The sequence below is a fragment of the Rhizobium sp. R339 genome (genome assembly GCF_002211395.1).
In the GTDB taxonomy this organism is placed as follows: Bacteria; Pseudomonadota; Alphaproteobacteria; order Rhizobiales; family Rhizobiaceae; genus Rhizobium.
The window spans coordinates 25,938-39,611 of sequence record NZ_LOKV01000010.1 but is presented as its reverse complement, the minus strand read 5'-3'; the positions used below and the strand labels follow the sequence as shown (position 1 = coordinate 39,611).

10 protein-coding genes are annotated in these 13,674 nt (G+C 59.1%); 6 read left to right on the top strand and 4 right to left on the bottom strand.

Annotated elements, in window-relative coordinates:
* Positions 1-77 precede the first annotated feature (77 nt).
* From ATY76_RS13335 to ATY76_RS13310, 5 genes are all read left to right on the top strand, one after another.
* Positions 78-920 (top strand): universal stress protein, encoded by an 843-nt coding sequence (locus tag ATY76_RS13335; RefSeq protein WP_088675229.1) that lies wholly within the window; start codon positions 78-80, stop codon positions 918-920.
* Positions 921-1,118: 198 nt separating this feature from the next.
* Entirely contained in the window at positions 1,119-1,613 is a 495-nt protein-coding gene (gpt, locus tag ATY76_RS13330) for a xanthine phosphoribosyltransferase (RefSeq protein ID WP_088675228.1), read from the top strand.
* Positions 1,614-1,807: 194 nt separating this feature from the next.
* Entirely contained in the window at positions 1,808-2,398 is a 591-nt protein-coding gene (locus ATY76_RS13325) for a hypothetical protein (protein ID WP_088675227.1), read from the top strand.
* Between the two features lie 590 nt (positions 2,399-2,988).
* Positions 2,989-6,801, top strand: coding sequence for a vitamin B12-dependent ribonucleotide reductase (locus ATY76_RS13315; protein ID WP_088675226.1), 3,813 nt, complete (start codon positions 2,989-2,991; stop codon positions 6,799-6,801).
* 215 nt (positions 6,802-7,016) lie between these two features.
* Positions 7,017-7,676: a hypothetical protein gene (locus ATY76_RS13310; RefSeq protein ID WP_088675225.1), complete on the top strand. Its 660-nt coding sequence runs from the start codon at positions 7,017-7,019 to the stop codon at positions 7,674-7,676.
* Positions 7,677-7,879: 203 nt separating this feature from the next.
* Here the strand turns inward: ATY76_RS13310 and ATY76_RS13305 are convergent, their stop codons facing one another.
* Complete coding sequence (locus ATY76_RS13305) at positions 7,880-9,643, bottom strand: ATP-binding protein (protein ID WP_088675224.1); 1,764 nt, start codon at positions 9,641-9,643, stop codon at positions 7,880-7,882.
* Between the two features lie 429 nt (positions 9,644-10,072).
* On the opposite strand from ATY76_RS13305, the gene ATY76_RS13300 reads away from it, so the two are divergent.
* Positions 10,073-10,543 (top strand): MEKHLA domain-containing protein, encoded by a 471-nt coding sequence (locus ATY76_RS13300; RefSeq protein WP_088675223.1) that lies wholly within the window; start codon positions 10,073-10,075, stop codon positions 10,541-10,543.
* A 22-nt stretch (positions 10,544-10,565) separates the two neighbouring features.
* Here ATY76_RS13300 and maiA read toward each other — a convergent pair whose 3' ends face one another.
* Genes maiA through hmgA form a run of 3 tightly spaced genes read right to left on the bottom strand, consistent with a single transcriptional unit; the run spans position 10,566 to position 13,619 of the window.
* On the bottom strand, positions 10,566-11,219 hold the full coding sequence (gene maiA, locus ATY76_RS13295; RefSeq protein ID WP_088675222.1) for a maleylacetoacetate isomerase: 654 nt from the start codon (positions 11,217-11,219) through the stop codon (positions 10,566-10,568).
* Entirely contained in the window at positions 11,216-12,241 is a 1,026-nt protein-coding gene (locus tag ATY76_RS13290) for a fumarylacetoacetate hydrolase family protein (protein ID WP_088675221.1), read from the bottom strand. Before ATY76_RS13290 ends, maiA begins: the two co-directional genes overlap by 4 nt.
* 16 nt (positions 12,242-12,257) lie before the next feature.
* Positions 12,258-13,619, bottom strand: coding sequence for a homogentisate 1,2-dioxygenase (gene hmgA, locus ATY76_RS13285; RefSeq protein WP_088675220.1), 1,362 nt, complete (start codon positions 13,617-13,619; stop codon positions 12,258-12,260).
* Positions 13,620-13,674: the final 55 nt, after the last annotated feature.

Sequence of the window (13,674 nt, the reverse complement as noted above, 5' to 3'; positions counted from 1 at the left end):
ATATCGGTCAAGGAACAGCAGAAGGAGCCGGTGCATTCCTCCCTCGCGCAAACCATTTCAGCGCAAGGAGAATTGATATGTCTTACAAAACCATTCTCGCCATTCTCGATACGACAGACAATAGCGGCGCCGTTGCCGATTTCGCCTTTGCCCTCGCCGCCGAAAACGACGCCCATGTGATCGGCCTGCATGCCGAAATCATCTCCGCCGTGCCACTCGTGGCGCCGATGGAAATTCCCGACCCTGTAGCCGTGCAGGCGCTGCAGGATATGGCGCATAGTGAAACGATCGCAGTCGAGCGCATCTTTCAAGAGAAAGCGGCGGCGGCAGGCGGCTCTTCCGAGTGGCGAAGCTTCGCCACATCGACCGGCTACGGCGCCTCGCCGCTGATCGAAAGCGCCCGCAGCGCCGATCTGCTCATTGCGTCGCAGGCCGACCCCGCCAAACCCTCCGACAGCCATGTCGACGTCAACAGCTTCCTCTTCGAGACCGGCCGGCCGGTGCTGATGATCCCCTATATCATCCGCCAGCCCAAGCCGATCAAGCGCGTGCTGATTGCCTGGAACGGCTCGAAGGAGGCAGCGCGCGCGACCTTCGACGCGCTGCCGATCCTGAAATTGGCGGACGACGTGGAAATCCTCTCGGTCGATCCGGCCGATACGGCGCTGCAATCGCCTTTGACGTCAGGTGCCGAGATTGCCGCCACACTTGCCCGCCACGGCGTGAAGGCGACGCTTTCGACGGCGGAAACGATCGACAAGCACACGTCCGACATCATCGAGAACCGGCTTTCGGACCACAGCATCGATCTCCTCGTCATGGGTGCCTATACGCATTCCTGGCTCTGGCAGACGATCTTCGGCGGCACGACAAAGACCGTGCTGCAATCGATGACGGCGCTGACCCTGCTATCGCGCTAGCTGGTCGCTCTTGCCTTTTACCGGCAAATCCCGCTAATTGCAGCGACCGATGACGGCTTTGAGCCTCGGCCACGTCTCGCGCAGTAGCAGCTCGCGCAGTTGCAGCTTGCGCGTTTCTCGTTCTGCCGATCGCCGTTTCAAACCCGTCCGGTCGCCGGCAAACGGCGTGTTATCTCTATCATGCCGCGGAGCAGCCCGATGTCCCTTCCCGATAAAGCCTTTCCCGTTTCCTGGGATCAGTTCCACCGCGATGCGCGTGCGCTTGCCTGGCGGCTTGCCGGCGTCGGTCAGACCTTCAAGGCGATCGTCTGCATCACCCGCGGCGGCCTTGTTCCGGCCGCGATCATTTCGCGCGAGCTGAACATCCGGCTGATCGAAACCGTCTGCGTCGCCTCCTACCATGACTATGCGAACCAGGGCGACATGGTGTTGTTGAAGGGGATCACACCCGAGCTGACGGAAAATGAGGGCGAAGGCGTGCTTGTCATCGACGACCTGACGGATACCGGCAAGACCGCGGCACAGGTGCGCGGCATGCTGCCGAAGGCGCATTTCGCCTGCGTCTACGCCAAGCCGAAAGGCGTGCCGACGGTCGATACTTTCGTGACCGAGGTGAGCCAGGATACCTGGATCTACTTCCCCTGGGATATGGGCTTCACCTATCAAGAGCCGATCGCCAAGGGCGCACGCTGAGCGCCGCCACGGCGGCGCGCACTCCTTGTATTTACCACTTGAAATTGTTCCAGATTTTGTCAGCGGGATCTCCCGATTCCGCTATCGGCTTGCCCCCATCTATTTTAACTTATGCTCATAGACTCGGGCGGCGAGAGAATCGTGTCAGGTTGCGCCTAAAAGGTGCAGTTGGAAATATGGTACGAGGAAGCAAGATGGCGCAGTGGGGGCATCTCAGAGTGAGTATGGCTGTCGGGCTGGCGGCATCTCTGCTTCCGCTGCACCCGGCCCGCGCCGAGCCTGCCTATGTGCCCCTCGTGCGCGACTATGTCGAACGACGGGTCAGGCCGATCGTCGAAACGCCGCTGGTGCTGAATGCCATTGGCGAGCAGAATACGGAATTCGGCAATGTCAGCGAAATGGATATGCGGGTTCTCGACGAGGCCTACCGGTCCGAGATCGGCCAGCCTCACCCGCATATGGTCAAGCTGCTGCTCGACAAGTCGGTCTCGCACTATCTGAAATCCAAGCAGGACGCCTCGCAGGGCGCGATCGTCGAATTTTTCGTCACCGACAGTCATGGGCTGAATGTCGGGCAGAGTACGATCACCGCCGACTATTGGCAGGGTGACGAGGAAAAATATCTCAAGACCTTCGCCAACGGCTCCCGCGAGATCTTCATTGACCGGGCGGAACGCAACGAAACCACCCAGATGCTCGAAACGCAGGCGAGCTTCGTCGTCGTCGACGAGCAGGAAAAGCCGATCGGCGTGGCGACCGTCACCATCGCCATCGATGCGCTCTGAAGGGTGTTTGCGCAGGCGCGAATCGGCATGCGCATTTGCACTGAAAATGCCATCACAAGATTTGCCTCAGGGCGCTTTTTTGCCGCCGCGCCGTTTTTCTTAGCCGGCATCACCTGCAAGCCCTTGTAATTTCAGCACTCCCCGGCTTTCCCCAATCTCCACAGGCGCATCCACAAGATGTTGTGGTTAGCAATCAATTAACGGCCAGCCCTTGACGGAATCACCCGTTTCAAACTTTATTGTTACTGATGTTGCGGCGGCGACAGGACCGGAGGTAACGAGCCCGGTTCCCTATTGAAAACCAGGACGCGGAATCAGGGCGATGTGCCGGGAACGGTGTCAGTCCTGACAGGATCTCTGCGCGATTTTCAGCCTCCAAAAAAAGTGACGTCGGGACTGGCGATAATAAGCTGTTAATACTATATTTAGCGTTTGCAGCCACCATCACCACAAGATACAGGAAGGACATCTCCGGATGACACCCCTGTGACAATACGGAAACGAGACTGGCTGCACGACGACAATGTGCCGCCGGATAGAAATTTTGCGCCCCGGTCGCGGGGACCGGGCGCCAACACGAGGTCAAGACCATGCGCATCGAACGTCGTTTCACGAAGGCCGGGCAAGGCGCCTATGCGGATATCGAATTCCGCAAGGCGACGAGCGAGATCAAGAACCCCGACGGTTCGATCGTGTTCCGCCTCGAGAATATCGACGTTCCCGCGCAGTTCTCCCAGGTCGCCACCGACGTTCTGGCGCAAAAGTATTTCCGCAAGGCCGGCGTTCCCACCCGGCTGAAGAAGGTCGAGGAAAACGACGTTCCTTCCTTCCTGTGGCGCTCCGTTCCCGACGATGCGGCGCTGAAAAACCTGCCGAAGGATGAGCAGACCGGCTCCGAAATCGATGCGCGCCAGGTCTTCGACCGTCTCGCCGGCACCTGGACCTACTGGGGCTGGAAGGGCGGCTATTTCTCTTCGGAAGAAGATGCTGCCGCCTTCAAGGACGAGCTTGCCTATATGCTCGCCACCCAGCGCGTCGCCCCGAACTCGCCGCAGTGGTTCAACACCGGCCTGCACTGGGCCTACGGCATCGACGGCCCCGGCCAGGGCCATTTCTACGTCGATCCCTTCACCGGCAAGCTGACCAAGTCCAAGTCGGCCTACGAACATCCGCAGCCGCATGCCTGCTTCATCCAGTCGGTCGAAGACGACCTCGTCAACGAAGGCGGCATCATGGATCTCTGGGTGCGTGAAGCGCGCCTCTTCAAATACGGCTCCGGCACCGGCTCCAACTTCTCGATGCTGCGCGGCGAAGGCGAAAAGCTTTCCGGTGGCGGCCGCTCCTCCGGCCTGATGAGCTTCCTGAAGATCGGCGACCGCGCCGCCGGCGCCATTAAATCGGGCGGCACGACGCGCCGCGCCGCCAAGATGGTGGTCGTCGATATCGACCATCCCGATATCGAAGAATACATCAACTGGAAGGTCAAGGAAGAGCAGAAGGTTGCTGCTCTCGTCACCGGCTCGAAGATCGTCGCCAAGCATCTGAAGGCGATCATGAAGGCCTGCTTCAATTGCGAAGGCGACAACGGCGATTGCTTCGATCCGGCCAAGAACCCTGCCCTGAAGCGCGAAATCCGCGCCGCCAAGAAGGACCAGGTTCCGGAAAACTACGTCCAGCGCGTCATCCAGTTCGCCCGCCAGGGCTACAAGGACCTCGAATTCAAGACCTACGACACGGACTGGGATTCGGAAGCCTACCTCACGGTATCGGGCCAGAACTCCAACAACTCCGTCTCGATCAAGGACGACTTCCTGCGTGCCGTCGAAAATGACGGCGAATGGAAGCTGACCGCCCGCAAGGACGGCAGGGTCATGAAGACGCTGAAGGCGCGCGACCTCTGGGAAACGATTTCCTATGCCGCCTGGGCCTCGGCCGATCCGGGCATCCACTTCAACACGACGATGAACGACTGGCATACCTCGCCGGCCGGCGGCCCGATCCGCGGCTCGAACCCGTGCTCGGAATACATGTTCCTCGACGACACGGCGTGCAACCTTGCCTCGCTGAACCTCCTGCAGTTCAAGGACAAGGCCACCAAGCGCATCAATATCGGCGATTATGAACATGCTGTGCGCCTGTGGACCGTGGTGCTCGAAATCTCGGTCATGATGGCGCAGTTCCCGTCGAAGCGGATCGCCGAACTCTCCTACGAATACCGCACGCTCGGCCTCGGCTACGCCAATATTGGCGGCCTGCTGATGTCGTCGGGCATTCCCTATGACTCCACTGAGGCCCGCGCCATCGCCGGTTCGCTGACCGCGATCATGACCGGCATCTGCTATGCGACCTCGGCCGAAATCGCCGGCGAACTCGGGCCGTTCCCGAACTTCGCGCCGAACCGCGAGAGCATGCTGCGGGTCATCCGCAACCATCGCCGCGCCGCTTACGGCGAAACCTCCGGCTATGAGGCGCTGTCGATCGACCCGGTCGCGCTGATCCATTCGGAAAACCCGGATCAGGATCTTGCCGCCCATGCCAAGTCGGCCTGGGACAAGGCCCTCGAACTCGGCGAAAAGCATGGCTACCGCAACGCGCAGGTCTCGGTCATCGCGCCGACCGGCACGATCGGTCTCGTCATGGATTGCGACACGACCGGCATCGAGCCGGACTTCGCCCTCGTCAAGTTCAAGAAGCTCGCCGGCGGCGGCTACTTCAAGATCATCAACCGCGCCGTGCCGGAAGCGCTGCGCACCCTCGGCTATTCGGAAAGCCAGATCGCCGAGATCGAGGCCTATGCCGTCGGCCACGGCAACCTGAACCAGGCGCCGGCGATCAACCCGTCGACGCTGAGGGCCAAGGGCTTCACCGACGAGAAGGTGGAAGCAGTCAACGCCGCGCTGAAGAGCGCCTTCGACATCAAGTTCGTCTTCAACCAGTGGACGCTCGGCGCCGACTTCCTGAAGGAGACGCTGAAGGTTTCCGACGAGCAGCTCTCCGACATGAGCTTCAGCCTGCTCGACCATATCGGCTTCTCGAAGAAGGACATCGAAGCCGCCAACATCCATGTCTGCGGTGCCATGACGCTGGAAGGCGCGCCCTTCCTCAAGGCCGAGCATCTGCCGGTCTTCGATTGCGCCAATCCCTGCGGCAAGATTGGCAAGCGCTACCTCTCGGTCGAGAGCCACATCCGCATGATGGCTGCCGCCCAGCCCTTCATCTCGGGCGCGATTTCCAAGACGATCAACATGCCGAACGAGGCAACCGTCGAGGATTGCAAGAACGCCTACATGCTGTCCTGGAAGCTCGGCCTGAAGGCCAACGCTCTCTATCGCGACGGTTCGAAGCTGTCGCAACCGCTCAACGCCTCGCTGATCGAGGATGAGAGCGACGAGGATGCGCTGGAGGAACTGCTGCAGGCGCCGGTCGCCGCCCAGGCCGTCACCATCACCGAGAAGATCATCGAGCGGGTAATCGAACGCGTCTCGCGCGAACGCGAGAAGCTGCCGAACCGCCGCCAGGGCTATACCCAGAAGGCTGCCGTCGGCGGGCACAAGGTGTATCTGCGCACCGGTGAATTCGGCGACGGTCGTCTCGGCGAGATCTTCATCGACATGCACAAGGAAGGCGCTGCCTTCCGTGCGATGATGAACAATTTCGCTATCGCCATCTCGCTCGGCCTGCAATACGGCGTGCCGCTCGAGGAATATGTCGAGGCCTTCACCTTCACCAAGTTCGAGCCGGCCGGCATGGTCATCGGCAACGATGCCATCAAGAACGCCACCTCGATCCTCGATTATGTCTTCCGCGAGCTTGCCGTCTCCTATCTCGGCCGTCATGACCTCGCCCATGTCGATACGTCCGATTTCTCGAACACGGCGCTCGGCAAGGGCATCCAGGAAGGCAAGACCAACCTGCTCTCCACCGGCTGGACCCGCGGCTACAAGCCGACGCTCGTCTCCGGCGCCGGCAGCGAACGCCAGGCGGGCGAACCCAAGGGAGCGGCGACCGCCGCCCCTGCCCGCGCCGCTTCCACCGGCACCGTCACCGCCTTTGCCGGCAGTGCTGCCCGCAAGCTGGAGCCGGCCACCGCCATCTCCACCTCCGAAATCGTCGCCTTCAAGCGCGATTACGAGGAGCGCGCCAAGGAATTGGCCGAAGAGATCGCCGAAGAGGTGATCGAGGAAGTTACCAGCGACGCCACCGCCCTCTTCTCCGACAAGGCGGCAGCGGACGCCGCAACGGCGAAGACCGAAGCCAAGAAGATGGAAGCCGAACGCCGCCAGCGTTCGATCATGCAGGGTTATACCGGCAACATGTGCTCGGAGTGCCAGAACTTCACGATGGTGCGGAATGGGACCTGCGAGAAGTGCGATACGTGCGGTGCTACGAGCGGGTGCAGCTGAGAAGGTTGGTCAGTTCTGGGGCTGAGTGCTGATCAACATGGTGTTGGCCCAATGAGCGGTGAAATTGGTCAACCTCTCTAGTTATGATTTTCCGGGCGCTTCGGGCGTCCGGAAGACAACCTGGAACAAACAGAAAACAAAGATACTCGGTAGAAATCAGCACAGGAATGACCCGCGGACACCCTGAGTGTCCTCCACTCTCGAAGGGATTGGTGATGGCACCGATAAAGACATTTGGCTTCTCTTTTTTGTTGAAGTTGGTTTGCCTTAATCCTAAACCGCAGAAGCGAACGATCCGCGAACGACACAAGCCGAGCAAAGGCGGGTTCGATTATCACCGAAGCCTCCGACTACGAATTCAGCAGATTGCTTTCGAGGGTCTGTCAGAGGTACAGGTATTAGCGTCGACAGATCAGATAAGGAAGGCTCCGGAGCGAGCCTCCGCCAAACGAGGGCTTGAACGATTTTTCAAATGGCGAGAGGACAATCCAGGCGCACTCGAAGCATGTCCTGCTCTCACTTTTTTGAGTCCACGCGGCTTTTTTAAGGTAACCTTTCAACCTGACTTATTATTGGAACTCGACGGGCGACGAACCGCAGTTCATGTTTGGAATACTCAGCAGCAACTAAGCGGAAATCTTGTGCTAGCCGCATTATGCACTGTGGCAGGTCGATTTCCACTTCAACGTCGGCCGGATGATTTTGCAGTCTTATCTTTGCAAGACGGGAGGTTTTACCGCTGGTCGGACGCGACAAAAGTGCATACCGCCCTTGGTGAAAATCTGCTCGCAATGCTGGACACGCAGTGCGAACTGGCGCGGACTGAACTTGGGCTTCCGGCAATTGGTCCTGAGGTTCCGCAGCTGATCGCTTGAAGACCACCAGGAAATGCCAGCACGGCTAAAGCACGTCGCGATCTTTCAGATTCGCTTCCCGCGCTTTGGGTCGTTATTTTTACGCATGTCGTTATCGCAAAACCGCAGCACACTTTTGCGCGACATGCTTTAATGACCCGGCGCCTCAGAAATGGATCAATCGAGTATTCGAAAACCGAATTGGAAGGGGCGTCAACCTCATCTCAACGGGCAAGCGAATTCATCAACCAGTTCAGTTCAGTTCGAGCAGCCGATACTAAGCTCACATAGGAGTTGATAGTGATCGTGTCCGGCACGTAACGGGCATCGATCGAATCCGCTCGTCCCTTCCCTATCATCAAGATTTTGAGAGGACTCTTCGAAGTCACTGTGGTCGACAAATCATCTCTATATTTTTCTGCCTGGGCGATGTCGTCGCGACTGATGGGATGACTGGGACGTTTGAATTCGATGATTAAGAAGCTATCGCCGAGATCCTGCGACAAAAGGAGGTCCGGTCGTTTCGAGGCACGATCGCCTGTGAATTTCGCATTTCCGTACTTGGCGATGATGCTCTTCAACGTCGTGTTCGATGCCATCGTGGCGTAGTGTCGGCCTAACACCCAGAGATTTGTTTCGAGCGCTTGATGCATGTTTTGTTCAAGCGTTGCGTCGTTTTGAATGAGTTCATCCAGGAAATCGAGAAACTGCAATCTGCGAGCGGCTTGAGCAGCGATAGCGGAGAGTTCGACAAGCCCAAACTGTTCTAGCGCCTCAGCGAATGAACCGACATCACCTCGGCTTGTCATGTTTATTCGCTCGAGCACAGCCCAGTAGGCATCGTGCTCGATCGCGTCCAAGGCCACTTCGGCGATCGTCGATATCCGATCTTCACTCTCACCGTAGAAGCGTCGCAGTATGCGGTTCAGCGCCTCCTCCGCATAGCGTCGACGATGCTCCGGGAGCTGCTGAAGCCGCAAATCGATCTGCCGCTTCAATCGAGCCAATTGCAATTGCATGTCGCGAGCGTGCGTTTCCTGCAGCCCCTGCTTTACTATCGATTGCACGTAGCCTTGGATTTCCTGGAATGCTTTGCTGTTTTCGATTACTCCGCCCCAGTCGGCGGTGACAAAGTGATCGTTGCCATCCAATTCGACCTCGCCAAAAACGCGCTTCGACAATTTTAGTGGGATTTCGTCGTCATCATCCAATCCGAAGAGCATGGGTTTTCCGACGACCTTCCCATCGACTTTGAGCACAATGCCAGGGGATTTTGGAGCTTTTTTGCCGTCCGCGATCGTAAAATGTAATCGGACAACTCCGCTCTCGGCCAGCACCTCTTCAACCTGCCTGGAAACGCCTGGCACATCTTCGACCGACAACCGAACATCGTTGACGAACACTTTAAAGCTATCTTCGCGTCCGTACTCGTGAACCAGCAACTCCCGAAAACGATCAGGTGTCGGAAAATTCAAACGATTGTCGAGATGTGACAAAACTATCGAGGTGCCGACCTCATTACTTGCGGCTTCCTGTTCCAAGAAAGGTAGTGGCACGGACTCCAGGTCGTTTTCGTTTTCGGTAAGGGCCATTTTGTCAATGGTCAGGTGGCATCTGCGCCCCCGAGCCACAGCGATTACGTCCATGCGGTTAGCAAGCGACAGACCTGCAAACTTTCCGATACCCTTGCGCCCCTTGACCTTTCGCTTCAAGAACGGCGTCCGCTCGCCAGTCCGCGCTCGCTTGTCACTCGCGATGTTCAGGTACTCGTTCTGCATTTCGAGAGAGGTCATCCCCGCGCCATCGTCCCGCACAATGATTGCTTCGCTCGTCATAGGAGACGGTAAAGTAATCCAGACATTTCTGGCATCGGCATCCCAGGCGTTGTCGACGAGTTCCTTTAATGCAGCCTCGCTTGAGCGATAGGTCTCGCCCAACAGGCGGGTTAGGCGGGTATTCACTGAGAAATGTGCGTCACTACCGCTCATTGTGATGTTAATCCCAACTCCTAATTGCGATATAGGTAGCAGAATGAAAAATGCATCACCATGGCGCGCCAGCGACGATTTACAACTTTAGATAAGATACACACACGATCCACGATTCCGCTACTCTGTTAGCGAATCCTATCTGGCTTTCACCAATCGCCACAAATAATGACGGCTTATCGCCGAGGTAAATTTACAACCAAAAGTCCGCAACTGTACTGGAATTCGTCGCCGTTTTCTGGCTTTTGATTGCGGCCTCGCTCATTCGGGATGTACCGCCGGAAGATCGGTAGGTTGCCGCATTTTGACGTCAATATCGACGATGCCTTTGCAATCCGTCATACATGCCCCCTAACAGCGCACGTGTAGGCCGGCGCAGAATACCGGGTATATCGCCCACATCGTTCATTTTGACGGAAGAGATATTTCATGACTTTTGCCTGCAACACTCCCTCCCTCGATCTGAAACTCGATCCCGATTTCTTCTCCCTCCTCACCGGAAGCTACACTCACCTCGTCCGCCGCTCTCTCGCCGGCGACGGCCAAGGCCCAGACTGGCTTTACAACCATGCCCCCTTCGTGGTCCTCGCCCACAATACCGAGCCCGACCCGCGCTTCATCTATGCAAACCGAACCGCGCAGGCCTGCTTCGAATACAGCTGGGATGAATTCATCGCGTTGCCTTCGCGGTTTTCAGCCGAGCAGCCTGATCGCGCCGAGCGGCAGCGGCTGCTGGATGCCGTCACGCGCGATGGGTTTGTCGAGAATGGGCGCGGTATCAGGATTGCGAAATCGGGACGGCGTTTCTGGATCGAGGACGTGACCGTCTGGCAGTTGATCGATGAACGCGGGCAACGGCTGGGTCAGGCGGCGATATTCTCTTCATGGCGGGATGCCTAATCTTGCATCCGGCACGCGCGCCTTAGCCTGGTATGGTGCGAGAAGCTTCGGCGACGCGGTCGGGATGGGCGGCCTGGAAGGCCGGCAGTTCGGCGCATCGGGCGTCGATCTCGACGATGCGCTTGAAATCCGTGAGATCCACGCCCCAGCGGCGGGCGTTGTAGATTTGCGGGACAAGGCAGAGGTCCGCCAGCGTCGGCCGATCGCCATAGCTGAACTCTCCGCCGTATTTGCCGATCATGACCTCCAGCTTTCCGAGCCCGGCTCCGATGAAGTGCTTCATCCATTCCTCGCGGGCGTCGGCCTTCCCGGTCATCGTAGCGAGATGGGCGACGACATGCATGTTGCAGATCGGATGGATGTCCATGGCGACGGCATATGCGAGGGCGCGGACTTTCTGGCGACCGGCGATATCCGCCGGCAGCAATCCGGATTCCGGCCGAAGCTCGGCGAGATATTCGATGATTGCCAGCGACTGCGTCAGAACCTGCCCGTCGATCATCAAAGTCGGCACGAGCCCTTGCGGGTTGAGGGCTAGATAGTCCGGCTTCCTGTGCGCTCCCTCCAGCAGATTGACCGGCACCGTCTTATGCTCGATGCCGAGAATGTTGAGGGCGATGCGGACGCGATAGCTCGCCGATGATCGCCAGTAATCGTAGAGAACGACCTCGCTCATTGCGGCTCGGCTCCTGCATATCGTTCCACGGTCTGCTCGATCGCGCCGAAGATCGAATGGCCGGCGTGATCCTTCATCTCGATGCGGACCTGATCGCCGAACCGCATAAATGGCGTCTTCGGCGAACCGGTTTCGATCGTCTCGATCATGCGCATCTCGGCGATGCAGGAATAGCCGTCGCCGCCATCCTCGACCGGCCTGCCCGCCCCGCCGCCGCGCTTGTTGGACACCGTCCCCGAGCCGATGATCGTTCCGGCCAAGAGGTTGCGGGTTTTGGCGGCATGGGCGATCAGCTGGCCGAAATCGAAGGTCATGTCGATGCCGGCATTCGCCTTGCCGAACGGCTTGCCGTTCAGGCTGACCAGCAGCGGCAGATGCAGCTTGCCGCCATCCCAGGCACTGCCTAGCTCTTCGGGCGTCACCGCGACGGGAGAAAATGCCGAGGCGGGCTTGGATTGGAAGAAGCCGAAACCCTTGGCCAGTTCATCGGGTATGAGGCCGCGCAGCGAGACGTCGTTGACGAGCATCACCAGGCGGATGGCGTTGCGGGCGACATCCGGGCCGGAACCCATCGCAACATCGCCGGTGATGACGGCGACCTCGCCTTCCATGTCGATCCCATAGGCCTCGTCGGCAGCAGGGATCGGGTCGCGCGGTGCGAGGAAACCGTCCGAACCGCCCTGGTACATCAGCGGATCGGTCCAGAACGTCGCCGGCATCTCCGCCCCCCTCGCCTTGCGCACCAGTTCGACATGATTAACGTAGGCCGAACCGTCGGCCCACTGATAGGCCCGCGGCAAAGGCGATGCGGCGTCGTGTTCGTGAAAGCGGATCGTCGGCTGGGCTCCGGTCTCGATGCCTTCGGCAACCTCCGCAAGCCTTGGCGCCACATGCTTCCAATCATCGAGTGCCGCCTGCAGGGTGCGGGCGATGTGACCGACTTCGGAGCAGCGGGTAAGATCGCGGGAGACGACGACGAGCCGGCCGTCCCTGGTGGAGTCCTTCAGCGTTGCGAGCTTCATATCCGGTCCCCGACCTTCACTTGATACCGGGGGTTCCGTCGAACTTGCGTTCCAGACCGTCCCAGCACTTGAGATAATCATCCTGCAGCGTTTCGAGCTCGGCGGCATATTTCGTCAGTTGCTGCGGGTATCGTGTCTCGAACATGAAGGCCATGGTGTTATCCAGCTTCACGGGCTTGAGCTCGGCATTGGATGCCTTTTCGAAGGCGAGCGCGTCCGGCCCGTGGGCAAGCATCATGTTGTGCAGGCTCATGCCGCCGGGCACGAAGCCCTCCTCCTTGGCGTCGTACTGGCCATGGATCAGGCCCATGAATTCGCTCATGATGTTGCGGTGGTACCAAGGCGGGCGGAACGTGTGCTCGGCCACCAGCCAGCGCGGCGGAAAGATCACGAAATCGACATTGGCCGTGCCGGCATCTTCGGTCGGGGCGGTCAGCACCGAGAAGATCGACGGATCGGGATGATCGAAGCTGATCGCGCCGACCGGAGAAAATGTACGGAGGTCGTATTTGTACGGGGCATAGTTGCCGTGCCAGGCCACAACATCGAGGGGCGAGTGGCCGATATCGGTGACATAGAATTTCCCGCACCACTTCACATGCACGCGGCAGGGCTTTTCCTTGTCCTCGAAGGCGGCGACTGGCGTCTTGAAATCGCGCGGGTTGGCCAGGCAGTTCGCGCCGATGGGGCCACGATCCGGCAGCGTGAATTTCGCGCCGTAATTCTCGCATATATAGCCGCGCCAGACCGGCTGCTCGCCGATGCGCAGGACCTTGAACATCATGCCGCGGGGGATGAGGCATATTTCCAGCGGCTCGACATCCATGATGCCCATTTCGGTGAACACCCGGATGGCGCCAAGCTGCGGCACGATCAGCACTTCGCCGTCGGCATTGAAGAAATAGTCGTCGATCATGTCTTCGTTGAAGACATAGGCATGCGCCGACATGCCCACCTGGGTGGTGACATCGCCCGCCGTCGTCATGGTCCGCACGCCCTGAAGGAACGTCAGCTTCTCCGCGGGCGCGGGCACGGGATTCCAGCGAAGCTGACCGAGCGGAAGCGAATGCTCGTCAAGGCAAGGCGCGGTTTTCCAATGCGGGTAGGAAGCATTCGAGAAGCGGCCCGTGTGGCGCACGCTTGGGCGGATACGGTAAAGCCAGGACCGTTCATTCGTCCCGCGCGGCGCGGTGAAGGGCGAGCCGGAAAGCTGCTCGGCATAAAGGCCGTAATTGCATTTTTGGGGGCTGTTCTGGCCCTGCGGCAAGGCGCCCGGCAGCGACTCCGTTTCGAAGTCGTTGCCGAAACCCGGCATATATTCCAGCTTGTTTGCCGTCGCGGCCTCGGCCTCGGCAGGCTGGATCGATGTCTGGTCCATTCCTCACTCCTCCCCGACATTCCCAGAACGCCGCGCGCCTTTTTCAGGCGCGCGG

Coding starts and splice junctions, on each gene's coding strand:
- hmgA (WP_088675220.1), bottom strand. CDS start 13,619: ATGGACCAGACATCGATCCAGCCTGCCGAGGCCGAGGCCGCGACGGCA.
- ATY76_RS13325 (WP_088675227.1), top strand. CDS start 1,808: ATGGCGCAGTGGGGGCATCTCAGAGTGAGTATGGCTGTCGGGCTGGCG.
- ATY76_RS13300 (WP_088675223.1), top strand. CDS start 10,073: ATGACTTTTGCCTGCAACACTCCCTCCCTCGATCTGAAACTCGATCCC.
- ATY76_RS13290 (WP_088675221.1), bottom strand. CDS start 12,241: ATGAAGCTCGCAACGCTGAAGGACTCCACCAGGGACGGCCGGCTCGTC.
- ATY76_RS13315 (WP_088675226.1), top strand. CDS start 2,989: ATGCGCATCGAACGTCGTTTCACGAAGGCCGGGCAAGGCGCCTATGCG.
- maiA (WP_088675222.1), bottom strand. CDS start 11,219: ATGAGCGAGGTCGTTCTCTACGATTACTGGCGATCATCGGCGAGCTAT.
- ATY76_RS13335 (WP_088675229.1), top strand. CDS start 78: ATGTCTTACAAAACCATTCTCGCCATTCTCGATACGACAGACAATAGC.
- gpt (WP_088675228.1), top strand. CDS start 1,119: ATGTCCCTTCCCGATAAAGCCTTTCCCGTTTCCTGGGATCAGTTCCAC.
- ATY76_RS13305 (WP_088675224.1), bottom strand. CDS start 9,643: ATGAGCGGTAGTGACGCACATTTCTCAGTGAATACCCGCCTAACCCGC.
- ATY76_RS13310 (WP_088675225.1), top strand. CDS start 7,017: ATGGCACCGATAAAGACATTTGGCTTCTCTTTTTTGTTGAAGTTGGTT.